The 23,448-nt window shown below is 35.7% G+C and carries 21 protein-coding genes; 14 read left to right on the top strand and 7 right to left on the bottom strand.

Translation table 11 applies throughout. From position 1 onward, the window contains the following. Positions 1-63: 63 nt before the first annotated feature. The 4 genes from EKL99_RS08915 to EKL99_RS08900 form a co-directional block, all read right to left on the bottom strand. A complete protein-coding gene (locus tag EKL99_RS08915; protein WP_126452987.1) occupies positions 64-594 on the bottom strand; it encodes an inorganic diphosphatase in 531 nt (176 codons plus the stop codon). A 107-nt stretch (positions 595-701) separates the two neighbouring features. Further along, positions 702-1,304 (bottom strand): DNA-3-methyladenine glycosylase, encoded by a 603-nt coding sequence (locus tag EKL99_RS08910; RefSeq protein WP_126568711.1) that lies wholly within the window; start codon positions 1,302-1,304, stop codon positions 702-704. Between the two features lie 99 nt (positions 1,305-1,403). After that, positions 1,404-3,890, bottom strand: coding sequence for a DUF5686 and carboxypeptidase-like regulatory domain-containing protein (locus EKL99_RS08905; RefSeq protein ID WP_126562102.1), 2,487 nt, complete (start codon positions 3,888-3,890; stop codon positions 1,404-1,406). Between the two features lie 221 nt (positions 3,891-4,111). Then, a complete protein-coding gene (locus tag EKL99_RS08900; RefSeq protein WP_091255586.1) occupies positions 4,112-5,092 on the bottom strand; it encodes a pyruvate dehydrogenase complex E1 component subunit beta in 981 nt (326 codons plus the stop codon). Positions 5,093-5,402: 310 nt separating this feature from the next. On the opposite strand from EKL99_RS08900, the gene EKL99_RS08895 reads away from it, so the two are divergent. The 5 genes from EKL99_RS08895 (at position 5,403) to EKL99_RS08875 (ending at position 10,303) form a co-directional block, all read left to right on the top strand. Next, positions 5,403-6,149, top strand: coding sequence for an electron transfer flavoprotein subunit beta/FixA family protein (locus EKL99_RS08895; protein ID WP_126452978.1), 747 nt, complete (start codon positions 5,403-5,405; stop codon positions 6,147-6,149). A gap of 110 nt (positions 6,150-6,259) precedes the next feature. Further along, a complete protein-coding gene (locus tag EKL99_RS08890) occupies positions 6,260-7,240 on the top strand; it encodes an electron transfer flavoprotein subunit alpha/FixB family protein (RefSeq protein WP_126576797.1) in 981 nt (326 codons plus the stop codon). Between the two features lie 138 nt (positions 7,241-7,378). Next, complete coding sequence (locus tag EKL99_RS08885; RefSeq protein ID WP_126452972.1) at positions 7,379-8,008, top strand: bifunctional nuclease family protein; 630 nt, start codon at positions 7,379-7,381, stop codon at positions 8,006-8,008. A 153-nt stretch (positions 8,009-8,161) separates the two neighbouring features. After that, positions 8,162-9,466, top strand: coding sequence for an amidohydrolase family protein (locus tag EKL99_RS08880; RefSeq protein WP_126576796.1), 1,305 nt, complete (start codon positions 8,162-8,164; stop codon positions 9,464-9,466). Positions 9,467-9,478: 12 nt separating this feature from the next. Further along, a complete protein-coding gene (locus EKL99_RS08875) occupies positions 9,479-10,303 on the top strand; it encodes a thymidylate synthase (protein WP_126576795.1) in 825 nt (274 codons plus the stop codon). Between the two features lie 22 nt (positions 10,304-10,325). Here the strand turns inward: EKL99_RS08875 and EKL99_RS08870 are convergent, their stop codons facing one another. Beyond that, the gene (locus tag EKL99_RS08870) at positions 10,326-10,622 is read right to left on the bottom strand and encodes an isoamylase early set domain-containing protein (RefSeq protein ID WP_126562104.1); all 297 of its coding nucleotides are present in this window, start codon (positions 10,620-10,622) and stop codon (positions 10,326-10,328) included. 238 nt (positions 10,623-10,860) lie between these two features. Between EKL99_RS08870 and EKL99_RS08865 the strand changes: the two genes are divergently transcribed. From EKL99_RS08865 to EKL99_RS08845, 4 genes are all read left to right on the top strand, one after another. After that, entirely contained in the window at positions 10,861-11,193 is a 333-nt protein-coding gene (locus EKL99_RS08865) for a 2TM domain-containing protein (RefSeq protein WP_126576794.1), read from the top strand. A gap of 2 nt (positions 11,194-11,195) precedes the next feature. Beyond that, positions 11,196-11,678: a dihydrofolate reductase gene (locus tag EKL99_RS08860; RefSeq protein ID WP_126576793.1), complete on the top strand. Its 483-nt coding sequence runs from the start codon at positions 11,196-11,198 to the stop codon at positions 11,676-11,678. A gap of 597 nt (positions 11,679-12,275) precedes the next feature. Continuing rightward, complete coding sequence (gene ubiE, locus EKL99_RS08850) at positions 12,276-13,007, top strand: bifunctional demethylmenaquinone methyltransferase/2-methoxy-6-polyprenyl-1,4-benzoquinol methylase UbiE (protein ID WP_126457454.1); 732 nt, start codon at positions 12,276-12,278, stop codon at positions 13,005-13,007. 1 nt (position 13,008) lies between these two features. After that, positions 13,009-13,713 (top strand): porin family protein, encoded by a 705-nt coding sequence (locus EKL99_RS08845; RefSeq protein WP_126457455.1) that lies wholly within the window; start codon positions 13,009-13,011, stop codon positions 13,711-13,713. A gap of 53 nt (positions 13,714-13,766) precedes the next feature. Here EKL99_RS08845 and EKL99_RS08840 read toward each other — a convergent pair whose 3' ends face one another. Further along, positions 13,767-14,492, bottom strand: coding sequence for an RNA methyltransferase (locus EKL99_RS08840; protein WP_126576792.1), 726 nt, complete (start codon positions 14,490-14,492; stop codon positions 13,767-13,769). Positions 14,493-14,529: 37 nt separating this feature from the next. On the opposite strand from EKL99_RS08840, the gene EKL99_RS08835 reads away from it, so the two are divergent. The 3 genes from EKL99_RS08835 to accD all read left to right on the top strand — a co-directional run bounded on the left by EKL99_RS08835 (position 14,530) and on the right by accD (position 19,186). Continuing rightward, on the top strand, positions 14,530-17,097 hold the full coding sequence (locus EKL99_RS08835; protein WP_126554950.1) for a BamA/TamA family outer membrane protein: 2,568 nt from the start codon (positions 14,530-14,532) through the stop codon (positions 17,095-17,097). A 59-nt stretch (positions 17,098-17,156) separates the two neighbouring features. Further along, positions 17,157-18,224 carry a class II fructose-bisphosphate aldolase gene (gene fbaA / locus EKL99_RS08830; RefSeq protein WP_126562105.1) on the top strand — a complete coding sequence of 356 codons (1,068 nt, stop codon included), beginning with the start codon at positions 17,157-17,159 and terminating at the stop codon, positions 18,222-18,224. A 107-nt stretch (positions 18,225-18,331) separates the two neighbouring features. After that, positions 18,332-19,186 (top strand): acetyl-CoA carboxylase, carboxyltransferase subunit beta, encoded by an 855-nt coding sequence (accD, locus tag EKL99_RS08825; protein ID WP_126457459.1) that lies wholly within the window; start codon positions 18,332-18,334, stop codon positions 19,184-19,186. Between the two features lie 155 nt (positions 19,187-19,341). Here the strand turns inward: accD and EKL99_RS08820 are convergent, their stop codons facing one another. Next, positions 19,342-20,592 (bottom strand): ABC transporter permease, encoded by a 1,251-nt coding sequence (locus EKL99_RS08820; protein ID WP_126554946.1) that lies wholly within the window; start codon positions 20,590-20,592, stop codon positions 19,342-19,344. 197 nt (positions 20,593-20,789) lie between these two features. Between EKL99_RS08820 and purH the strand changes: the two genes are divergently transcribed. Both purH and EKL99_RS08810 read left to right on the top strand, forming a co-directional pair. Next, positions 20,790-22,316: a bifunctional phosphoribosylaminoimidazolecarboxamide formyltransferase/IMP cyclohydrolase gene (gene purH, locus EKL99_RS08815; RefSeq protein WP_126457461.1), complete on the top strand. Its 1,527-nt coding sequence runs from the start codon at positions 20,790-20,792 to the stop codon at positions 22,314-22,316. 53 nt (positions 22,317-22,369) lie between these two features. Then, positions 22,370-23,398 carry a rod shape-determining protein gene (locus EKL99_RS08810; RefSeq protein WP_126452939.1) on the top strand — a complete coding sequence of 343 codons (1,029 nt, stop codon included), beginning with the start codon at positions 22,370-22,372 and terminating at the stop codon, positions 23,396-23,398. Positions 23,399-23,448: the final 50 nt, after the last annotated feature.

Here is a 23,448-nt window from a genome sequence, read left to right as displayed (position 1 = left end):
TAAACAAAAAAAGCAACACTCTTAACAGAATGTTGCTTTTTTTGTAAAAATTATGACGTAAAATTATTTAATACTAAACAATCCCTCTGGTTTATTCTCAATTTGATTAAATCGCTCCGTACACTCTGCGATAATTGCATAGGCTTCATTTACATCTCCCCAGCCGCCTACATCTACTTTCTTGTTTTCAAGATCTTTGTACACTTGAAAAAAGTGTTCAATTTCTTTTAATAAATGTGGATTCATGTCTGACAGATCATTCAATGAATTCCAGATTGGATCTGAAACCGGTACACAGATAACTTTTTCATCCGGTCCTTTATCATCCGCCATGTGGAAAACACCAATGGGTTTTACTTCCATAACACAACCGGGAAAAGTAGGTTCGTTTACCAAAACCAATACATCTAATGGATCGCCGTCTAAGGCTAATGTTTCCGGAATAAATCCGTAATCCGCAGGATACATCATTGACGAGAATAACATTCTGTCAAAACGCATTCTTTTTATTTCGAAATCATATTCGTATTTATTTCTACTTCCTCTTGGTATTTCGATTAAAACATCGAAAGTTGTTAATTTGTCTGCAGTCATTTTAGTTTTTCTTTTCTATATTTTATGGTTGCAAAAATAAGTAAAGAATCCCTTTCAACAATGAAAAATCTATGTTATCTGTTGATTAAATTTTAAGAAACAGCACTTTAGTAAAAAACGGTTCTATTTCTTTTCTTTAAATAATGATGCCATAAAAGATAGGTTGCAAAAGAGCGATACGGACTCCATTTCAACGTATGAACTTGCATCTCATTTTTGTCGTGAATATCCAGTAATTCCTTGATTGTGTGTACAACGGCAATATCGCCTAATGGCAATAAATCAGGCTCTTGCAGACAAAACATTAAATAAATATCGATGGTCCAGTTTCCTATCCCTTTGATTTTGATGAGTTCTTCGCGCACTTGCAGAGCCGTTTTGGCTGGCAAACTTTCTAAATCAAGTTCTTTATTTATTAAGGCTGTCGCCAAAGCTTTGATATAAGACGTTTTTTGACGGCTTACGCCAAGATTCCTAAACTCAGCATCCGATATGAGAACAAGAATTTCCGGTGTTACCGTTTTTAGAGTAGTTTTTATTTTCAAAAAAGTAGCTTTAGCGGATTCTATCGATACTTGTTGCTCTAAAATCAACAATACCAGAGTCTCAAAACCTTGCGGTCTTTTGGGAATAACAGGCATTCCGTATTGTTCAATGATTGCTTTGAAAATAGCATCTTTTTCTAAAAGGTAGTCGATGGCTTCTTGCATAATCTGATGTTTTTTTAGCCCGGATGGAAACGGCATCCTTTTTATAAGGCGATTTTTATTCGCCTTATAAAAAGATATAGTGTACAGCCGGAATAGCTCCTAAAAACTGAACCCAAACGACCCTTTAACAGTAAAACGATTCGTTTCCGGCACGTTGACATAATTGCCTCGCCAGGCGAAATCAATACGGAATACTTTGAAGATATTTCCAATACCAGCACTGTATTCCCAATAGCCTTTTTCAGGTGCATTGTAAATTAAACCCGAAGCATTAATAGCTCTGTTTTCATCAGAGATGCTTCCATAAACCCCTTTTACGGATATAATTTCTCTCCAATTGAGTTTGCGCATGAACGGTATTCTGGAAAAAAGACGCCCGTTGAAATTGTGATTCCACTGTAAAGTAGCATATTGATCCGATACAAATTCATAGAAATTAAGATTACTGAAGGTGTTTTCAATCGTGAAAAAAGTTTGATTTCCCGGAATCACATTTATCAATCCTAACGGAACTGTTCCAAAAGTTTTTCCTACTTCCATAATAATATTGGTTCGCCCCAATGGACCAATAACTATAGGCTGTTTGTAATATAATTGTACTTTGTCATATTTGAAATTACTGTTCAAAAGCCCTTTGAATCCATGGCTGTAATTAATAAAAAAACGACTAAAAGGACTGTCAACATTGCTTCTTTCAACCCCAAAACCAATCGTTTTTCGCTTTGGAGAATACTCGATCTGAATGTTCGCTTCGGATTGTTTTACATCACTTTTAGTAGCTAAATTGGCTATGTTGGTATAATAATCCAGGCTAAAAGTAGGCGATGCAGACTCCAGCGTACGATACGAAATCCCAGCCTGAAAAGTCAAGTTTTTTACTGGCTCCATTTCTATGGCAACATTAGTCAAATTGATGTTGGTTAACTTCCCGTTACTGCCAGATGAGAATACGGACGACGAAGCAAAACTTCGGCCTAAAACATCATTTGTAGTAGTTAAACTGGCTCCTATTTGTTCAATGTCTCGCCTATTTCCGCCGGATAAAATGATCCTATTTTTCTTGTCGACCATCCATTTTCCGGAAAGTCCGTATTTAAATTTATCATCATCAAACCCATACGCAGTATACGCCTGAATGCGCCAAGGATCGTTAGGACCAAAATAGGTTCTTCCTCCTACTCGCAACCGTACACCCTCTACTTCATTGTATCCAAATGTAGAAAAAACAGGTCCATAATCAAAGTTATTAAACTCCACATAACCACTTCCTAGTATGGATACTAAGCTGTACAATTGTTTGAATTTATTTACGGTTTGCAGGGTATCAAGCATTTTATAAACGCCCAATTCATCCTTGCTTAAGTTTTCAAAACGGTTTTCATTCCAATATTCCTCGGATTTATTGTAGACTTCGTCATCCATATAATTGACTTCGGCTTTATAAAAAGCAACAGGCAATTCTGTATTGAACTGATGGTTCCGGTAAAAACTAGTTCTTTTTCCATAAACACCTTTCGAATTTTCTTTTTTGTTCAAAGCAAAGTCAGACATCAAATAATCCTTGGTCAACAAGAAAACCGAGTCACTGACTACTTCAAATTCCTGCTCTAAGTAAATATCTTTTACCCAGTTGATATTGGCACTTTTGGTCACTGCCATATTGATTTTCTTGATGGCAAATGTGGAATCATTCACCCAAAAATCTCCTTTGAAAGTCAATTCGTTTTTTCGTCTTGGATAAAAAACAATATTATAGCACCATTTATCATCAATATACGAACTGTCTTTCAGTACATAATTGTAGACATCAATCCCTGTTTTAGACAGCGGACTGGTAAAGCTTTTGTCAAAAAAAGTCAAGTAATTATTGTAGATATTATAATCTGAATACAAGTCTTTTACAAAAGATAAAATCTGTTGATTCCCATCAAATCCGGACGTTTTATTGGCTTTTATTTTTTCTTTTACCTTCTTTAATTTGTTGTCTCCATAAACATCATGGAGTGATTCATTTATAAAAATAGGCAAATAGGTTTTCCCGGTTACTCGGGACGTATCCATTTGATCGAATATAAATTCCATCCCTTTAAAAAGTTTGCTTTTCATAAAAGCACTGTCAATAGAATTCATATCAAATTCTATTTTCTCGTACTTTTCCATCTGGTATTGGTCAAACTGATACAACCCGTTTTTACGTTTTCTTTCCCAGATTTTCCTCAGAATATCGAGCGCAGGATTGTCCTTTTTTGATGTTTTTCCGGCAAAAACCACTACTTCGTTTAAGCTTTCGGCTTCATTCAACTGAATTTTGAAATTATAATTTACCGGTTTATCTAAGTAAATTTCTTTTTCAGAAAACCCAACGGAGGATATGAGTAAAGTAGTATATGTTTTTTTGGATTCCAGGTAAAACTTACCGTCCTCATTAGTCACAATTCCTTCACTGGAACCTTTGAAAACTACATTGGCAAATGGAATGGGCAGGTTGGATTTATCAACCACAACACCACTCACTTTTGTTTGCGCAAAACTAGTAGTTGCTGAGACCAACAACAAAAGCAGAAACAATAAGAGATTCTTTTTCATATGTAGATAATATTTGTTTTTGTAGGAATATGGTATCGCCAGATCTTAATTGGTGTTTGAGACAGCTTCTGTCATGGCGATTTCATAGTCATTCAAAAAAAAACTTCATCAAATTAAAGAATTGATGAAGTTTCAAATATAGTTAATTAAGACCGCAGGATTAATTGATTATTAAAAAACGGGTTATTAGCCCTTATTCCAAATCAAACGATTCCAACTGACTATTTTTTATACAGTACTTTTTTAACCGCTTTTACTACATCACCAGCATTAGGCAACCATTCTTTCAATAAAACCGGAGAGTACGGCGCTGGCGTATCTGCAGTCGTAATACGTTGAATAGGCGCATCCAAGAAATCAAAAGCACGTTCTTGAACAATATAGGTAATTTCAGAAGCCACACTTGCAAAAGGCCATGCTTCCTCAAGAACTACTAATCTATTTGTTTTTTTAACCGATGTTAAAATCGTCTCATAGTCCATAGGACGTACAGTTCGCAAATCGATAATTTCACAAGAAATTCCTTCTTTGGCTAATTCGTCAGCGGCAATATGCGCCTCTTTGATAATTTTTCCAAAAGAAACAATTGTCACATCCGTACCTTCACGCTTGATATCAGCAACTCCTAACGGAATTACATATTCGCCATCTGGAACTTCACCTTTATCCCCATACATTTGTTCAGATTCCATGAAAATCACAGGATCGTTATCACGAATAGCCGCTTTCAACAAACCTTTGGCATCATAAACCGTAGAGGGAACTACCACTTTAAGACCCGGAGTATTCGCAAACCAGTTTTCTAACGCTTGTGAGTGCGTTGCTCCTAATTGTCCTGCCGAAGCTGTTGGACCACGAAAAACGATTGGCACATTAAATTGTCCACCCGTCATCTGACGCATTTTGGCAGCATTATTTATGATTTGGTCAATACCTACTAAACAAAAATTGAACGTCATGTATTCCACAATCGGTCTGCATCCATTCATGGCTGATCCTACTGCAATACCAGTAAAACCAAGCTCTGCGATAGGAGTATCAATGACTCTTTTCTCGCCAAATTCAGCTAGCATACCTTTAGATGCTTTGTAGGCACCATTATATTCTGCAACTTCTTCACCCATTAAGTATATGGACTCATCGTGACGCATTTCTTCACTCATCGCTTCACAAATGGCCTCTCTAAATTGTATCGTTCTCATATTTTTTTATATTTTGTCCTCCTGAGCGCAGTCGAAGGATAATTTTCGAAAAGCAAAAATAAATATTTAATATCATTTAAAAGCATAAATTACTCTAAATTAATTCAGGATTTATAGCGATAATTTTCAGGAGCTATTTCCGGCTCTCCGCTGTATCTTCCTGTGGCTAAAGGAGCCACAAGAAGGATGCCGCTGCTATCCGGGCTACGAAAACGTAGTAGTTAAGTAAAATATTATGCGTGCATAGTATATTATTCAAATTAATATTTTAAATTTGTAAAAGAAATTACGAATAATAAAAAATATAAGTATGAAAATATTAGTTTGCATCAGTCACGTTCCTGATACTACTTCAAAAATTAACTTTGTCAACGGCGATTCTGAATTTGACACCAATGGAGTTCAATATGTAATCAATCCAAATGACGAATTTGGTTTGACACGCGCTATTTGGTTCCAAGAACAACAAGGCGCAACCGTTACGGTTGTGAATGTTGGAGGACCAGAAACCGAACCTACTTTAAGAAAAGCGCTGGCAATAGGTGCCAATGAAGCCATTCGCGTCAACGCTACTCCTACTGACGGATTTTTCGTAGCCAAACAACTTGCTGAAGTAATTAAAAACGGAAGTTACGATGTAATCATTGCCGGAAAAGAGTCTTTAGACTATAATGGCGGAATGGTTCCTGGAATGATAGCCGGGATTTTAGGATACAACTTCCTTAATTCTTGTACAAGTCTTACTGTTGATGGAACTAATGTAAAAGCAGTTCGTGAAATTGATGGTGGAAAAGAAACCGTTGCTACAACTTTACCATTAATCATTGGAGGACAAAAAGGATTGGTGGAAGAAAAAGATTTGCGTATTCCAAACATGAGAGGAATCATGACTGCAAGAACAAAAGCATTAACAATACTGGAGCCTGTTGACGCTGCTGTGAATACAAAAGCAGTAAAATTTGAAAAACCAGCTCCTAAATCAGCCGTAAAATTGATTGCTGCTGACAATTTAGATGAATTAATCAATTTATTACACAACGAAGCAAAAGTAATCTAACTGTCATAAAGCGGAATGCCAAAAGTCAAATGAATAGAAGTTTACACTTATTTCCCTTTTTGACTTTAGACTTTTAAACTTATAAACTTTAAGACTAAAATAAAAAAATCATGTCAATATTAATATACGCGGAATACGCTCCCGACGCTTCGGGAGGAAAATTTAAAAAAGTAGCATTCGAATTGGCTTCCTATGCAAAAAAAGTAGCCGAAAGTCTAGGAACCACTGTTACGGCTGTAACCGTAAATGCTGGGGATGTTTCTGAATTATCAAAATACGGAGTAGACAAAGTATTAAAAGTAACCAACGATAAATTATCCGGGTTTACTGCAAAAGCATACGCTGATGTGATCAAACAAGCCGCCCAAAAAGAAAACGTAAAGTTAGTTTTACTTTCATCCACTACAGACAGTATTTATCTTTCCTCACTTGTTGCAGTAGCTTTAGAAGCCGGCTACGCGTCAAATGTGGTTGGATTACCAGTTTCAACGTCGCCTTTTCAAGTAAAAAGAAATGCTTTTTCAAACAAAGCGTTCAATATCACTGAAATTGCCACAGACGTAAAAATACTTGGGCTTGCCAAAAACTCGTATGGAGTTTTTGAAACACCTTCAACATTAACCGAGGAAGATTTTAACCCAAATATTGGAGAAGCTGATTTTGGTGTAAAAGTAGAATCAGTTGAAAAAGTTTCGGGAAAAGTTTCAATCGCTGATGCGGATATTGTAGTATCGGCTGGACGTGGATTGAAAGGTCCGGAAAACTGGGGAATGGTAGAGGAGTTAGCAACTGTTCTTGGCGCTGCAACTGCTTGTTCAAAACCAGTTTCTGATTTAGGATGGAGACCTCACGGAGAACACGTTGGGCAAACAGGAAAACCGGTAGCTACAAACCTTTATATTGCAATTGGAATTTCAGGAGCGATTCAACACATTGCGGGAATCAACTCTTCTAAAGTAAAAGTGGTCATCAACAGTGATCCCGAAGCGCCTTTTTTCAAAGTAGCGGATTACGGAATTGTAGGTGACGCGTTTGAAATTATACCGCAATTGATTGAGAAGTTTAAAGCTTTCAAAGCTCAGAATTCATAAATTATAGCATCCCATTAATTTAAATGCTACTTAAAAATAAGATATTTGTATCTTTGCTTTTAAGTAGCATTTCTTTTTTATAATTGCTGCTTGATTTTTATTAAAAAAAGTACCTCGTACTTTCCCATTACATCAATTATGAGCTTAGTTAAACTATCTATAAAAGGAATTTCATACAGTCAAACTCAAAACGGAGCCTACGCATTAATCTTGAATGAGGTTGACGGAGAACGAAAATTACCCATTGTCATTGGTGCTTTTGAAGCCCAATCCATCGCTATAGCATTGGAAAAAGAAATAAAACCACCACGTCCTCTGACCCATGATTTGTTCAAAAACTTCGCAGAACGATTTGACATTGTAGTCAAACAAGTCATTATTCACAAACTTGTGGACGGTGTTTTTTATTCGAGTATCATTTGCGAAAGGGATAAAATTGAAGAAATTATTGATGCCCGAACTTCAGATGCCATTGCGTTAGCATTGCGTTTTAACGCACCTATATTCACTTACAAAAACATTCTGGACAAAGCCGGAATTTATTTAAAATCAAATCCTTTAGATCCTAATAAAGACTCGCAGGAAATTGACGATGTACTTTCTAATCCGGACACTTTTGGTCGTGAAGAAGAAAGCAATCAATCCGGAGAAACCTATTCTAAACACAGTCTACCGGAATTAAATGAATTGTTAGATCAAGCCGTGTCGCACGAAGATTATGAGAAAGCCGCAAAAATTAGAGATGAAATCTCAAAGAGAGAACTGTAATTGTACCCATTTTTACTTTCCGTAGGATTGAAATAAAATCAGATTGTTACTAAATTTCAAAGGATTGAATCGCTTGTTTTTGAATAAATACACTTAAATTCACCAAAAACACTTAGTACCATGTTTCTTTTATAAAATTGATAAAAATAAGCTATGAAAAAAAACCACTTTCTACTTCTCGCAACATTATTTATTTGTTCAGCTGCCTCATCACAAGACTATTATCTGCATTGTGGAAAAATTTTAAATACACTATCAGGTAAAGAATTAACAAACCAAACGATCATTGTTTCTAAAAACAAAATTACAAAAGTACAAGAGGGTTTTATCGCTAAAGTCAAGCCTGAAGACATTGAGATCAACCTGAAAAACAAATATGTTTTACCGGGTCTTATTGACTTACATGTTCACATAGAAGGCGAACATGACACTAAGAGCTACATGTCAAAATATATAGACAACGAAGCTGATGTTGCATTTCAAGCCGTTCGATGTGCCGAAATCACTCTTCTAGCCGGATTCACTACGGTGAGGGATTTAGGTGGAACCGGAGTAAATATCTCCATAAGAAATGCCATCAATAAAGGAATCGTAAAAGGTCCCCGAATTTTTACTGCCGGAAAATCAATTGCTACAACAGGCGGTCATGCAGATCCTACTAACGGAAGCAACCGAAAACTGGTAGGCGATCCAGGTCCACATGAAGGCGTAATCAATTCTCCAGAAGAAGGAGTAAAAGCAGTGAGAGAGCGTTATAAAGAAGGAGCTGATGTTATTAAAATTACAGCTACAGGTGGTGTTTTGAGCGTGGCAAAAAGCGGTAAAAATCCGCAGTTCTCTCTAGAGGAAATTAAAGCCATCACCACAACAGCCAAAGATTACAACATGCTCACCGCTGCCCATGCCCATGGCGACGAAGGAATGCAAAGAGCCATATTGGGCGGTATAAAAACCATTGAGCACGGCACCTTTATGAGTGAAGAGACAATGGAATTAATGAAAAAATACGATGCTTATTTAGTTCCTACCTTAACGGCTGGAAAAGAAGTAGAAAAAAATGCAGAAATTACTGGTTTTTATCCTGACATCGTAGTTCCAAAGGCCAGAGAAGTTGGCCCACAACTGAAAGCTACTTTTGCCAAGGCGTATAAAAAAGGAGTCAAAATTGCTTTTGGAACTGATGCTGGCGTTTTTGCTCATGGTACAAATGCAAAAGAATTTGGGTATATGGTTGAAGCCGGAATGCCTGCATTAGCCGCGATACAATCAGCAACGATTACGAATGCTATGTTATTAGGGCTTGAAAATGAAGCAGGTCAAATCAAAGAAAACTTTTTGGCAGACATCATTGCAGTGGATGAAAATCCTTTGAATGCGATCAAAACTCTGGAAAAGGTCGTATTTGTAATGAAAGACGGAAAAGTATATAAAAACGAACAACCGCTTACCGCACAATAGAATCAAGAGACAATGAAGCAATATTTAGATTTAGTACAACACGTAATGAAAAACGGTTGTCAAAAAGGAGATCGTACGGGAACCGGGACAAAAAGTGTCTTTGGTTACCAAATGCGTTTTGACTTAAATGAAGGTTTCCCGATGGTCACTACTAAAAAACTACACCTAAAATCCATTATCTACGAATTGCTTTGGTTCTTAAAAGGAGACACAAATATTAAGTATCTTCAAGAAAACGGCGTTAAAATTTGGGATGCTTGGGCTGATGCCAATGGAAATTTAGGGCCTGTTTACGGCCACCAATGGCGCAATTGGAATAGTGAAGAAATTGATCAAATATCGGAATTAATTAAAGAGTTAAAAACGAATCCTAACAGCCGCAGAATGCTGGTTTCAGCATGGAATCCATCGGTTCTGCCTGACACGACAAAATCATTTGACGAAAATGTAAGTAACAATAAAGTTGCCTTGCCGCCTTGTCATGCGTTCTTTCAGTTTTATGTTTCTGGGGGTAAGCTATCTTGTCAGTTGTACCAGCGAAGCGCTGATATTTTTTTAGGAGTTCCTTTTAATATCGCTTCGTATGCGTTACTCACCATGATGATTGCGCAGGTTTGTGATCTAGAACCTGGTGAATTCATTCACACTTTTGGCGATGCACATATCTATAACAACCATTTTGAACAACTGGAATTGCAATTGACCCGTGAGCCAAAACCATTACCAAAAATGATTTTAAATCCCAATATAAAAGACATCTTTGCGTTTGGTTTTGAAGATTTTACCCTTGAAGGCTATGAACCTCATGCCACGATAAAAGGAAGTGTTGCGGTATAAAATAATAAAAAACGGTGTTTAGCTATACTACTAAAACACCGTTTTCATTTCCAGCAAACGCATTCCATTTGAAAGAATCTGCTTCTGGTTCATTGACAAATACTCCGTCGATAACGTATTTGAATTCGTAAGCAGCGTCTTTGGCCACATCAAATACTCCCTTGAAAGTTCCATTTTTTAATTTACTTAAAGCCCCTTCAGCAACATTCCAATTGTTGAAATCACCCACAACAGAAGCATGACTTGCTGCCTTTGCCGCTACCGAAAAAGTAACTTTACAAACTGGCTTTGTTTTTACAAATTGTTTTTTAATCGGCATAACATATTCATTTATAGGTTTATAAAACAAAGTAAATGTAATATATTGAAGTTTCAATGGCCCCTGTGAAGTTTTAATGGAATGCCGTAAACTATGTTAATTTTTGATAAATTTAATAATTTAAAGGATCGTAAATTTACTATTCAAAAATCAGAATACGTTTTCTGTTGAAATAATCCTGAGGCAAAATAGTGACTTTGCAAAATAAATTTTACCTTTATAAACTAAAATCAGGACGATGGAAAAAGAATTACACGAACAATATGAATATGCAAGACGAAGAATAAAACAAAAGAAACGATTGTATTTTCATTTTGTTCTTTTTGTACTGGGAAGTTTATTGCTATTTGTTGCTCATAATTTCCTTGATAGTACGGTAGTCTCGTATTGGTATCTTTGGGTTATTACAATATGGCTATTCCTTTTTATTTTGCATTTTATAAAAATTTTCATCACGGATCGATTTATGAATAAAGATTGGGAAAGAGAACAAATAGACAGACTTGTAGTTTTGCAACAAAGGAAAATAGACCAATTACAGACGCAAGTATCTAACGACGACCCTAAATAATTATGATAGTAATGATTGCGGCCGTAGCCGAGAATAATACGCTAGGAAAAAACAATGAATTAATCTGGCATTTGCCCAACGATTTTAAAAGATTCAAATCACTTACTTCCGGGCATCATATCATAATGGGGAGAAAAACATTTGAAAGTTTTCCCAAACCATTACCAAACAGAACCCACATCATAATCACCCGACAAAAAGAGTATCACGCTGAAGGATGCATAATTGTTGATAGTATTGAAAAAGCATTGGAAGTTTGTCCAAAAGACCAAGACACCTTTATAATTGGTGGCGGCGAAATTTATACTTTGGGACTTCCTTTTACTGATAAAATAGAAATCACACGGGTACATCACTCCTTTGAAGGCGATGCCAAATTCCCTGCGATTAATGAGTCCGAATGGAAAATAATAGTTTCGGAATTTAATGAGAAGGATGAAAAGCATCTTTACGATTATTCCTACCAGACATTCGTTAGGAAATAAAATAAAAAAACATCCTTTTGGGGATGTTTTTTTTAAACCATTGATTAAGAGCAATGACCTAGTCTTGAAACAGTATTTGATAAACTAATATAAAAATTACAAACACTAGTAACACTCCAGAAACGAAGATTATAATGTTTGATGTTTTTTGAGAATACATCTCAAAAAAGTCTTTAATACCAAATACCACGAAGGTACTAAAGACGAAAAAAATTAAAATTTCCAAAAACAAATTTAATCCTAAGAACGTATGATGCGCTTTAACTACAATACTGCCTTGTAAAACAGCATTTTCAAAACAGCTAACAAGAACAAATGAGATAAATAGCGCTAAAAATATCCATTTGATTAGGTTCACTGACTCTTTTTTAATCATTTAATATGGTTCTTTCTTGAATACCAAATTTGCGCAATAAAAATCGGAGATACAATACCCACTTTTAGTGATATTTCAAATAAAAAAATGTTTCTTATTTTAACGGACTTAGTCTTATTTAGTTCGCAAAAAATCATTCCGGCACATAAAACAAAACTTGCTTCTAATTTAAAGAACTCGTTTTTAGTTCATCCCGTTTGTATTATATTTGCATAAAAAAAATGTCAGAAAAGATAACTCCTTATAAAGGTTCTGCCTTAGGTAAAAAAGAACAGGTTGCTCAAATGTTTGACACCATTTCAGGCAACTATGATAAATTGAATCGTGTCATTTCTTTTGGAATTGATATAAAATGGCGTAAAAAAGTTTTGCAGATGGTTGCGAAATCCAATCCAAAAATAATCCTGGATATTGCTACGGGCACCGGAGATTTAGCGATTTTAATGGCACAAACCAATGCTGAAAAAATCATTGGCTTAGACATATCTGCCGGAATGCTGGAAGTTGGCGTCCAAAAAATTGCTGCCAAAAACCTTACTGCTACTATTGAAATGATTTTGGGCGACTCAGAAAACATGCCTTTTGAAGACAATTATTTTGATGCGATTACCGTTGCTTTTGGTGTTCGAAATTTTGAAACGCTGGAAAAAGGATTAGCTGAAATTTTAAGAGTTTTAAAACCAAATGGTGTATTTGTAATTTTAGAAACGTCAGTGCCAGACCAAACGCCTTACAAACAAGGCTATACTTTTTACAGTCAAAACATCCTGCCTTTGATAGGTAAATTATTCTCTAAGGATAACGTTGCCTACGGTTATTTATCTGAATCAGCTGCCGCTTTTCCTTATGGCGAGGCGTTAAACAATATTTTAAGAGAAATTGGGTTTATAGATGTTGTAGCATTACCGCAAACCTTTGGTGTGGCGACCATTTACTCAGCTTCTAAAAAATAACATGAAAAAAATAATTGCCTTACTCTTTTTTGCTTTTATTCTAAACGGATACGCCCAAAAGTCTCGAACTATTTTCAGCAAAGATCCCATTGTTAATTTGGAAAATTTTCAAAAAAAGAAAGTTTATTATGGCTTTTACTTAGGATTCAATTCCTATGATTTTAAAATTGATTATAAAATGAAAGGCCCTGATATACTGGTCAAAAAAACAACCGGTTTCAATGTGGGAATTATTGGTGATGTAAAATTACAGGAATACATTAACTTGCGATTTGAACCTGGATTGTATTACACAAAAAGAGACTTGTATTATCCTAATTTTTCAAACAGTGGCGATGCGCTTAGAGAAGTGAACAGCACGTACATTCATTTTCCTTTATTGTTGAAATTTTCCTCCCTAAGAACGGGCAATATTCGCCCCTATTTAGTGGGAGGATTGTCAGCTACTTTAAACTTATCCAGCAACTCTAAGTTGATGGATGATAATTTGCAGGAACGCTTTCGAGTTAAATCATGGACTACTAATTATGAATTAGGCTTTGGAATTGACCTTTTTTCCGAATATTTTATATTTTCGCCTTCCATAAGAGGTGTTTTTGGACTTAATGACGAACTAATTAGAGACAATGACCCCAGCAGTCCTTGGACAGGAAACATTGAAGCCTTAAAGACCAGAGCCATTTTAATTAATTTTACTTTCCATTAAAAAGTAGTTTGGCCGTTTTAAGTTCTCCCGTAAACTATGACTGCGCGTTGCTATCAGCCTCTACAAAACTCACTTAAGACAATTGCTGTTGCTGCAGCTACATTCAGACTTTCCGTTTTTTGAAGATTCCCAAAACGAGGAATTGTGAGTCGGTTGTGGACCTCATTTTCAAGAACCGGAGAAATTCCATTAGCTTCATTCCCCATGATAATAATTCCCTGTTGAGGAAGAGTTGCTTTATAAATATTTTCTCCATCCATGAAGGTCCCAAAAATTGGAAGTTTTGTCTGCGCTAAAAAAACATTCAAATCAACATAATTAACATTCACCCGGGCAATGGAGCCCATGGTTGCCTGAACCACTTTTGGATTATACAGATCTACCGTTTCCTTTGAACACAAGACTTGTTGTATCCCAAACCAGTCACACAAACGCAATATAGTCCCTAAATTTCCAGGATCCCGAATAGAATCAAGCGCTAGAATCAAACCGGTTTCGGTAATTGATTTTTCTACTGGCATCTTAAAAACGGCTAAACATGTATTCGGAGTAGCCAATGCGGTAACTTTTTTTAAATCATTTTCTGAAATAATGGTTTTTTTTTCTTGGCTTACCGAATCAAAATCATTTTGGGTGGTAAACAAATGTTCCAATTCAAAATTAGAATCCAATAGTTCCTCAATTCCTTTGACACCTTCGGCAAAAAATAATTTATTGGCTATCCTATATTTTTTTTGCTGCAAACTCGTTATAAGCTTTATTTGGTTTTTACTAACCATAAAATAATGTACTTTTGAATTAAATATTTTAGAACACTTGAAAAAAATTTCTACAAAAATAACTGCATTTATTGTAATTGCAATACTAATTTGCGCTTGTGACGCTGTAAAAAGAGTTCCTGACGGGAAATTGCTGCTTACAAAAAATGAAATCGAGGCCAATGGCAAATCCATTAAGGAGGAAACTATTTTTAATCAGTTGTATCAAAAACCAAACAGTACCTTGCTGGGCTATCGTTTGCGCTTGAACCTTTACAATCTTGCCAATCTAAATCCAGATTCAACCTATCAGGCTAAGTTTGCTAACAATCCCGAAAAATACAAAAGACAATCCAAATGGCTGTCTGAAAAACAAGTCAACAGACTCGGAAAGTCTTTTTTATATTATGGCATCCATAATTTTTTAAAAAAAACAGGAGAGCCTCCTGTAATTATCGACAAAGAAAGAGCTGACAAATCAGTATTGCGATTGAAATATTACTATTTCAACAATGGCTATTTTAATGTAAATGCAAATTACAACATAGACACCCTGAGCCTTAAAAAAGCTAAAATAAAATACGCCATAACGCCCGGAAATGCCTTTTTCCTAGATACTTTAAAAACCACTATTTTAACTCCAGCATTAGACTCTTTATACCAAACCAATAAATCCAATACCTTTCTAAAATCAGGCAATCAATACAAAACAGAAGATTTTGAGAATGAAAAAAACCGAATTACCACTCATTTCAGAAATAACGGAGCCTATTATTTTCAGTCCAACTACGTTACTTTTGATATTGACACGATTAAAAAAGTAAATCAAGCAAATATAAACCTGGTCATTAATAATTATTCGTACCAAGATCAGGATTCTAGCAAAACGGTGCCTTTTAAAATTTATAAAATAAGTGATGTAAATATTTATACGGACTATTCCTCAGAGAATAACAACCGGACTATTACAGATAGTACAACCTACAAAAACTTCAATTTATACAGCCATCAAAAATTAAAATACAAACCTCGCGCGATAACTAACGCCATATTCATTACAAAGGGAGGTTTGTATGCTGATTACAAAACAGTCTTGACCACACGCTACCTGAACAACCTCAAAGTATTCAACTACCCCTCCATACAATATGAAGTTGACAAAAGAGACAGTACTGCACAATCGCTGATCGCTAAAGTATACCTGACTCCCCGCAAAAAATATAGTTTTGGGACTACACTAGATGTTACCCATTCTAACATTCAGGATTTTGGTATCGGATTGAGTGTTTCAGAAACAATCAGAAATGTTTTTAATGGTGCTGAAACACTGGAAATTGCAGCCCGTGGCAATATAGGTTCCTCACAAGATCTTGCCAATCCAAATAATAATTTTTTTAATGTATCCGAGTACGGGTTGGATTTAAAATTAAATATTCCTAGAATTTTCATTCCCTTTAGCACTGAAAAAATCATTCCAAAAAGCATGATTCCCTCCACACTAATCACAGTCGGTTTTGCAAAACAAAGAAATCTGGGGTTAGACAAAGAAAATTTCACGGGAGCACTATCGTACAATTGGACTCCAAAAAGAAACCATACTGCCCGATTTGACCTGTTTAACACCCAGTTTGTTCGCAATCTAAATCCCAATAATTATTTCTTTGTTTACAACTCTTCTTACAGAGCATTGAATGCCATAGGGAAGCAATACAACACCAACCCTAACTACTATAACAATGATATCGATAGGGATTTAGTCATTGAAAGAGGCACAACTGGATTTACCCGTGATGTCTTATCAGGAAATGCGAGTTTCTTAAAACCATTAGAAAGTGCTGATATAGAAAGTGTAAAAAGCATTGAGGAAAGAAGACTCCGACTTACGGAAAACGATTTTATACTCGCTACAAGTTTTACGTTTTCAAAAACAACAAAGAAAGACTTATTAGACAATGATTTTTATCTCTTTAGAACAAAAATAGAATCAGCGGGAACACTATTGTCAGCTTTTGCAAAAACGACAAATCAAAAAGAAAATGTCACCGGTAATTATGAGATATTTAATTTAGAATACTCTGAATACCTAAAAACAGAATTTGAATACATCAAACATTGGGATTTATCTAAAGAAAAGATCTTTGCCTTTCGATCCTTTTTTGGCATTGCAGTCCCATTTGGGAATTCAAATTACATTCCTTTTTCAAGGAGTTATTTTTCTGGGGGCTCAAATGACAACCGAGCCTGGCAACCATACAGCTTAGGTCCCGGGAGTAGCGGAGCTGTAGATGATTTTAATGAAGCCAACATGAAAATTGCCATTAGTGGTGAATTTAGATTTAAAATATTAGGCAATTTAAAAGGGGCCCTTTTTGCTGATGCCGGGAACATTTGGAACGTATTGGATAATGTGGTGGATGAGAAATCAACATTTACCAGTTTCAGCGACTTAAAAGACATTGCATTAGGCACGGGATTCGGCCTTCGATATGACCTGAGTTTTTTTGTAATTCGTTTTGATTTAGGATTTAAAACCTATAATCCTGCCAACGAAACCCGTAAAAGATGGTTTCAAGAATATAATTTTGGAAACTCTGTTTTAAATTTTGGAATAAATTACCCGTTCTAATGCTAAATAATTCTTATTTTTGCAAAACTAAAAACTAAAAAATAACTAAAAAAAACACAATGGCACATACTATTAAACCGGGCGTAGCTACAGGAGATCAAGTACAAGAAATTTTCAATTACGCAAAAGAAAAAGGATTTGCACTTCCGGCAGTAAACGTTACTGGATCAAATACAATCAATGGTGTCCTTGAAACTGCAGCAAAACTTAATGCTCCTGTTATCATTCAGTTTTCTAATGGAGGAGCACAATTTAATGCAGGTAAAGGACTTTCGAATGTTGGTGAAAAAGCAGCTATCGCTGGTGGAATTGCAGGAGCTTTACACATTCACACCATGGCGGAAGCGTATGGAGCAACTGTAATTTTACATACTGACCATTGTGCGAAAAAATTATTACCTTGGATAGACGGCCTATTAGATGCTTCCGAAGCACATTTTGTTAAAACCGGAAAACCATTGTTTTCGTCTCACATGATTGATTTATCTGAAGAGCCTATCGAAGAAAACATCGAAATTTGCAAAGGCTATTTAGAACGAATGAGTAAAATGGGAATGACATTAGAGATCGAACTTGGAATCACAGGTGGTGAAGAAGATGGTGTAGACAACTCTGATGTAGATAGTTCTAAATTATATACACAACCGGAAGAAGTTGCTTACGCATACGAAGAACTTTCAAAAGTAAGTCCACGATTTACAATTGCTGCTGCTTTTGGAAACGTACATGGAGTGTACAAACCCGGAAATGTAAAATTGACTCCAAAAATCTTGAAAAATTCTCAGGATTTTGTTCAAAATAAATTCAATACAGGATCTAATCCAGTAGATTTCGTTTTCCACGGTGGTTCTGGTTCTACATTAGAAGAAATAAGAGAAGGGATCAGCTACGGGGTAATAAAAATGAATATCGATACTGATTTGCAATTTGCATTTACAGAAGGAATTCGTGATTACATGGTTAAAAATATTGACTATTTGAAAACTCAAATTGGAAACCCAGAAGGCGCTGATGTTCCAAACAAAAAACATTACGACCCAAGAAAATGGTTGCGTGAAAGTGAAGTTACTTTCAACACAAGACTTGAGCAAGCATTTGCTGACTTGAACAATGTGAATACATTATAAAATAGTGGTCCGTTTTTAGTGTTCAGATCTCAAATGCTGATAATGGAATACTAAAACTGATTACAAAACACTGAATACCTGATTACTGAACACTGAATACTAAAGAAATGGCTTGGTTTAAAAGAAAAGAAAAAGGGATTACTACCGCTACCGAAGACAAAATGGATATTCCAAAAGGACTTTGGTACAAATCTCCAACCGGAAAAATCATTGATGCCGATGAACTAGCTCGCAACTTATTTGTGAGTCCAGAAGATGGTTTTCATGTCAGAATTGGAAGTGCTGAATATTTTCAAATCTTATTTGACAACAATGAATTTGTTGAATTAGACAAGAATATGACTTCTAAAGATCCTTTGCACTTTGTTGATACCAAGAAATATGCAGATCGTTTGAAAGATGTAATGGAAAAAACCAAACTCAAGGATGCAGTACGCACGGGAGTTGGAAAATCAAAAGGTAAAGATTTAGTTATTTGCTGTATGGATTTTGCCTTCATTGGTGGTTCTATGGGTGCAGTTGTAGGTGAAAAAATTGCGAGAGGAATTGATCACGCCATCAAAAACAACATGCCCTTTGTCATGATTTCAAAATCAGGTGGAGCCAGAATGATGGAAGCTGCCTATTCTTTAATGCAATTAGCCAAAACATCTGTTAAGTTAGCACAACTTGCCGAAGCAAAACTGCCTTATATTTCGTTATGTACAGATCCTACAACTGGAGGAACAACTGCTTCATACGCGATGCTAGGTGACATCAACATATCTGAACCAGGCGCATTAATAGGATTTGCTGGCCCAAGGGTAGTACGAGACACAACTGGTAAAGATTTACCAGAAGGTTTTCAGACTGCTGAGTTTTTACTCGAACATGGCTTCTTAGACTTTATCACACCAAGAAAAGAATTGAAAGACAAGATCAACTTGTACATTGATTTGATTCAGAACAATGATATTCGATAAATAAAATCCCAAGCAATTGGGATTTTATATTTGCGCTACATTCTCTTTATACCAAACAAAACAGCTTCCAAAAAAATATTGGAAGCTGTTTTTTGTTATGCCATTATATTTAAAATTAAGTGTTTACAAAAGAGGACTACACAAACCTGAGTTTTTTATATCCCGGTACGAATAGCCTCCACCGGATCTAATTTAGAAGCTGCAATTGCAGGTAGAATTCCGGATATTAGACCAATTATAGCCGCTAATCCTGTTCCTAGGACAATATTACCCATACTTAAGACAAACTCGAAGTCTAAGGCTTTTGTTACAATAAGAGTAATAATCCAAACTAAGAGCAATCCTATCAAACCACCAATAACTGATAATATTATCGCTTCAAATAAAAACTGAAACAATATAAACTTGTTTTTGGCTCCCAATGATTTTTGGATCCCAATCAAATTCGTACGCTCTTTTACAGAAACAAACATAATATTAGCAATTCCAAAACCACCTACAAGCAGAGAAAAGCCACTGATAACCCATCCTACAAGATTCATTTGCCCAAGGATACCATCAATAAGGTCAGTAAATCCAGAAAAAACATTAATGAAAAAATTATCTATTTCACCTGCTTTCAATCCCCTAAAGCTTCTTAATTTTTGTGCTATTTCTTCTTTATAAGCTGCCATGTCAGCTCCATTTTCAGGTTTAAAAATAATAACATTTGTCAAAGCAGTATTATTATCCCCGTATAGTTGTCGCACAAAATTGACTGGAATATAAGCTGAGGTGTCATTACTATCCCCAAATAAACCCGCTCCTTGTTTCTTCAAAACCCCAATGACCGTAAAACGATTTCCATACAACCGCACGTTTTTTCCAATGGGTTCTGCATCATCAAAAAGTGATTTTGCAATTTCATTCCCCAAAACAACAACTGTAGCTCCGGAATTGGCTTCGGATTCATTGTAAAATCGTCCGCTTTCAAACTCAAGGCCCTGAATATCTATAAATTCCTGAGAAACAGGAACTATATTGACATCACTAACTGTTTTTGAATCAAATTTAATAGATTCTCTTCTAATAAATATTTGATAGGCCATTTGATCCGTGTTAGTCATTGCACCTTTCATATAGGTGTATTCATCATACTTCACATTAGGAAACTGTTCTCTTTTCCATTGTGGAATTTCCGAAGGTCCGAAAGAAAATTTCATCAAATAAATCGTATTTTTATCTAAACTACTCAAATCTTTAGTGATTTTTCTGTCCAAAGAATCTACAGCAGCGAGTACCGCTATAATAGAAAAAATTCCAATAGTAACGCCTAACAAAGAAAGCAGCGTTCGTAACTTATTGTTGCGCAATGCATTCATCGCAAAGCTAAAACTCTCTTTTAATAATCGAAGGTAAACTAACATACAATCTATTTAGTGTTAAGTAAAATTCTATAAATATTAATCAGAAACCTAATGAAAAATCGTTTCGTTACATTGTGAAAGCGCTATTTTTATGTTTCCCGTTGCAATAGCCGTAAAAATTACAATTATCTCAATTTCAAATGGCTTAATTTTGACATTAAAAAACTATTTTTGCATTTTATAACTATAACTACATAATGAGCACAACTAAAACAATTCAATCTGCATTAATCTCCGTCTTTTCAAAAGAAGGATTAGAACCTATAGTAAGACAACTAAACAGTCAAAATGTTACACTTTATTCTACTGGAGGGACTGAGGATTTTATAAAAAATTTAGGAATTCCCGTAATACCCGTTGAAGATGTGACCTCTTACCCTTCTATTTTGGGTGGAAGAGTAAAAACATTACACCCAAAAGTCTTTGGTGGAATACTAAATCGCCAAGATAATGAGAGTGATGCACAACAAATGCTAGAATTCAACATTCCACAAATTGACTTAGTCATTGTTGACTTATATCCTTTTGAAAAAACGGTTGCTTCAGGAGCAAGTGAAGCAGACATCATTGAAAAAATAGATATTGGTGGTATTTCTTTAATTCGTGCTGCTGCAAAAAACTTCAAGGATACCGTAATTGTGGCTTCGGTAGATCAATACGGCTTGCTTTTAGATTTAATTATCGATCAAAATGGCGCCACAACATTGGAAGACCGAAAATTATTGGCAACAAAAGCATTTCATGTTTCATCGCATTATGACACTGCAATTTTCAATTATTTTAATACTGACGAAACCATTTACAAAGAAAGTATTCCTAACGGTCAAGTGCTGAGATACGGTGAAAACCCACATCAAAAAGGATTTTTCTTTGGAGATTTTGAGGCCATGTTCAACAAAGTGCACGGAAAAGAATTATCATACAATAATTTGTTGGATGTAGATGCGGCTGTAAATTTGATAGCTGAATTCAACAATGACGGCCCTACATTTGCCATATTAAAACACAACAACGCTTGTGGTTTAGCGACACGAACAACTATTACTGAGGCCTATTTAGCCGCATTAGCTTGTGACCCGACATCTGCATTTGGAGGTGTTTTAATTTCCAATACTAAAATTGATGCAGCGACTGCAACAGAGATAAACAAATTATTTTGTGAGGTGGTCATTGCCCCCGAATATGATACTGAGGCCCTGACTATTTTACAAGAAAAGAAAAACCGAATCCTATTAGTTCAGAACGAGGTTGCGTTACCCCAAAAAACGGCACGAACCTGCTTGAACGGACTTTTAATTCAAGAAAGAAATACGGTAACTGACAATAAAGAAGCCTTAAAAACCGTTACCATAACAGCTCCTACTGAACAGGAAATTCAGGATTTAATTTTCGCTTCCAAAATTTGTAAAAACACCAAATCAAACACGATTGTTTTTGCTAAAAACGGAACACTTATTGCATCCGGTACAGGACAAACATCCAGAGTTGATGCCTTAGTACAGGCGATAGAAAAAGCTAAAAATTTTGGATTTGACTTACATGGAGCCTCAATGGCAAGTGATGCATTTTTCCCTTTCCCAGACTGTGTTGAAATAGCTAAAAAAGCAGGTATTACTGCGGTAATTCAGCCAGGCGGATCCATCAAAGACAATTTGAGCATTGACTATTGCAATGAAAATAAACTTGCAATGGTATTTACGGGAACGCGTCATTTTAAACATTAATTTGTTTAACTTTGTGCGTTTCAAATTTATAACATTTTAACCCCAAAAAATTTATGGGATTTTTTGATTTCATGACTGAGGATATCGCGATAGACCTTGGTACCGCTAATACTTTAATCATACATAATGATAAAGTTGTAATAGACAGTCCATCAATTGTTGCCAGAGACAGAGTTTCTGGTAAAATCATTGCTGTGGGCAAAGAAGCCAACTTGATGCAAGGTAAAACACATGAAAACATTAAGACAATACGCCCTTTGAAAGATGGTGTAATTGCTGATTTTGATGCTTCAGAAAAAATGATAAGTATGTTTATCAAAAGCATACCCGCGCTAAAGAAAAGAATGTTTACTCCTGCGTTAAGAATGGTCGTTTGTATTCCCTCTGGCATTACCGAAGTGGAGATGAGAGCCGTAAAAGAGTCTTGTGAAAGAGTAAACGGTAAAGAAGTATACCTAATACACGAACCTATGGCAGCAGCAATAGGTATTGGTATTGATATTATGCAACCAAAAGGAAACATGATTGTAGATATAGGTGGTGGAACAACTGAAATTGCCGTAATCGCCTTAGGTGGTATTGTTTGTGACAAATCAGTAAAAATAGCTGGCGATGTATTCACAAATGATATCGTATATTATATGCGTACCCAACACAATCTTTTTGTTGGAGAAAGTACAGCTGAAAAAATAAAAATTCAAATTGGCGCAGCAATAGAAGATTTAGAAACACCTCCTGAAGACATGTCCGTTCAAGGTAGAGATTTACTTACTGGTAAACCAAAACAGGTAGAAGTATCGTACCGAGAAATTGCAAAAGCATTAGACAAATCAATTCAAAGAATTGAAGATGCCGTTATGGAAACGTTATCACAAACTCCCCCAGAACTAGCTGCCGATATATACAACACAGGAATCTACCTTGCCGGTGGAGGCTCCATGTTAAGAGGTCTTGACAAGCGAATTTCACAAAAAACTGATTTACCAGTTTACATTGCAGAAGATCCGTTAAGAGCTGTAGTAAGAGGGACAGGAATGGCACTAAAAAACATTGCTAAATTTAAAAGTATTTTAATCAAGTAATTTGTTATAGCTACTCTTGTCAATTTACAGGACTGAGATAGCATCCAGCA

The organism is Flavobacterium sp. ZB4P23 (assembly GCF_003970375.1).
In the GTDB taxonomy this organism is placed as follows: Bacteria; Bacteroidota; Bacteroidia; order Flavobacteriales; family Flavobacteriaceae; genus Flavobacterium.
The sequence above is the reverse complement of the archived record's forward strand: the minus strand, read 5'-3'. Positions and strand labels throughout refer to the sequence as shown.

What these genes read in the sequence shown, in the direction of transcription:
- EKL99_RS08915 (WP_126452987.1), bottom strand. Translation starts at nt 594, where the DNA reads ATGACTGCAGACAAATTAACAACTTTCGATGTTTTAATCGAAATACCA.
- EKL99_RS08910 (WP_126568711.1), bottom strand. Translation starts at nt 1,304, where the DNA reads ATGCAAGAAGCCATCGACTACCTTTTAGAAAAAGATGCTATTTTCAAA.
- EKL99_RS08905 (WP_126562102.1), bottom strand. Translation starts at nt 3,890, where the DNA reads ATGAAAAAGAATCTCTTATTGTTTCTGCTTTTGTTGTTGGTCTCAGCA.
- EKL99_RS08900 (WP_091255586.1), bottom strand. Translation starts at nt 5,092, where the DNA reads ATGAGAACGATACAATTTAGAGAGGCCATTTGTGAAGCGATGAGTGAA.
- EKL99_RS08895 (WP_126452978.1), top strand. Translation starts at nt 5,403, where the DNA reads ATGAAAATATTAGTTTGCATCAGTCACGTTCCTGATACTACTTCAAAA.
- EKL99_RS08890 (WP_126576797.1), top strand. Translation starts at nt 6,260, where the DNA reads ATGTCAATATTAATATACGCGGAATACGCTCCCGACGCTTCGGGAGGA.
- EKL99_RS08885 (WP_126452972.1), top strand. Translation starts at nt 7,379, where the DNA reads ATGAGCTTAGTTAAACTATCTATAAAAGGAATTTCATACAGTCAAACT.
- EKL99_RS08880 (WP_126576796.1), top strand. Translation starts at nt 8,162, where the DNA reads ATGAAAAAAAACCACTTTCTACTTCTCGCAACATTATTTATTTGTTCA.
- EKL99_RS08875 (WP_126576795.1), top strand. Translation starts at nt 9,479, where the DNA reads ATGAAGCAATATTTAGATTTAGTACAACACGTAATGAAAAACGGTTGT.
- EKL99_RS08870 (WP_126562104.1), bottom strand. Translation starts at nt 10,622, where the DNA reads ATGCCGATTAAAAAACAATTTGTAAAAACAAAGCCAGTTTGTAAAGTT.
- EKL99_RS08865 (WP_126576794.1), top strand. Translation starts at nt 10,861, where the DNA reads ATGGAAAAAGAATTACACGAACAATATGAATATGCAAGACGAAGAATA.
- EKL99_RS08860 (WP_126576793.1), top strand. Translation starts at nt 11,196, where the DNA reads ATGATAGTAATGATTGCGGCCGTAGCCGAGAATAATACGCTAGGAAAA.
- ubiE (WP_126457454.1), top strand. Translation starts at nt 12,276, where the DNA reads ATGTCAGAAAAGATAACTCCTTATAAAGGTTCTGCCTTAGGTAAAAAA.
- EKL99_RS08845 (WP_126457455.1), top strand. Translation starts at nt 13,009, where the DNA reads ATGAAAAAAATAATTGCCTTACTCTTTTTTGCTTTTATTCTAAACGGA.
- EKL99_RS08840 (WP_126576792.1), bottom strand. Translation starts at nt 14,492, where the DNA reads ATGGTTAGTAAAAACCAAATAAAGCTTATAACGAGTTTGCAGCAAAAA.
- fbaA (WP_126562105.1), top strand. Translation starts at nt 17,157, where the DNA reads ATGGCACATACTATTAAACCGGGCGTAGCTACAGGAGATCAAGTACAA.
- accD (WP_126457459.1), top strand. Translation starts at nt 18,332, where the DNA reads ATGGCTTGGTTTAAAAGAAAAGAAAAAGGGATTACTACCGCTACCGAA.
- EKL99_RS08820 (WP_126554946.1), bottom strand. Translation starts at nt 20,592, where the DNA reads ATGTTAGTTTACCTTCGATTATTAAAAGAGAGTTTTAGCTTTGCGATG.
- purH (WP_126457461.1), top strand. Translation starts at nt 20,790, where the DNA reads ATGAGCACAACTAAAACAATTCAATCTGCATTAATCTCCGTCTTTTCA.
- EKL99_RS08810 (WP_126452939.1), top strand. Translation starts at nt 22,370, where the DNA reads ATGGGATTTTTTGATTTCATGACTGAGGATATCGCGATAGACCTTGGT.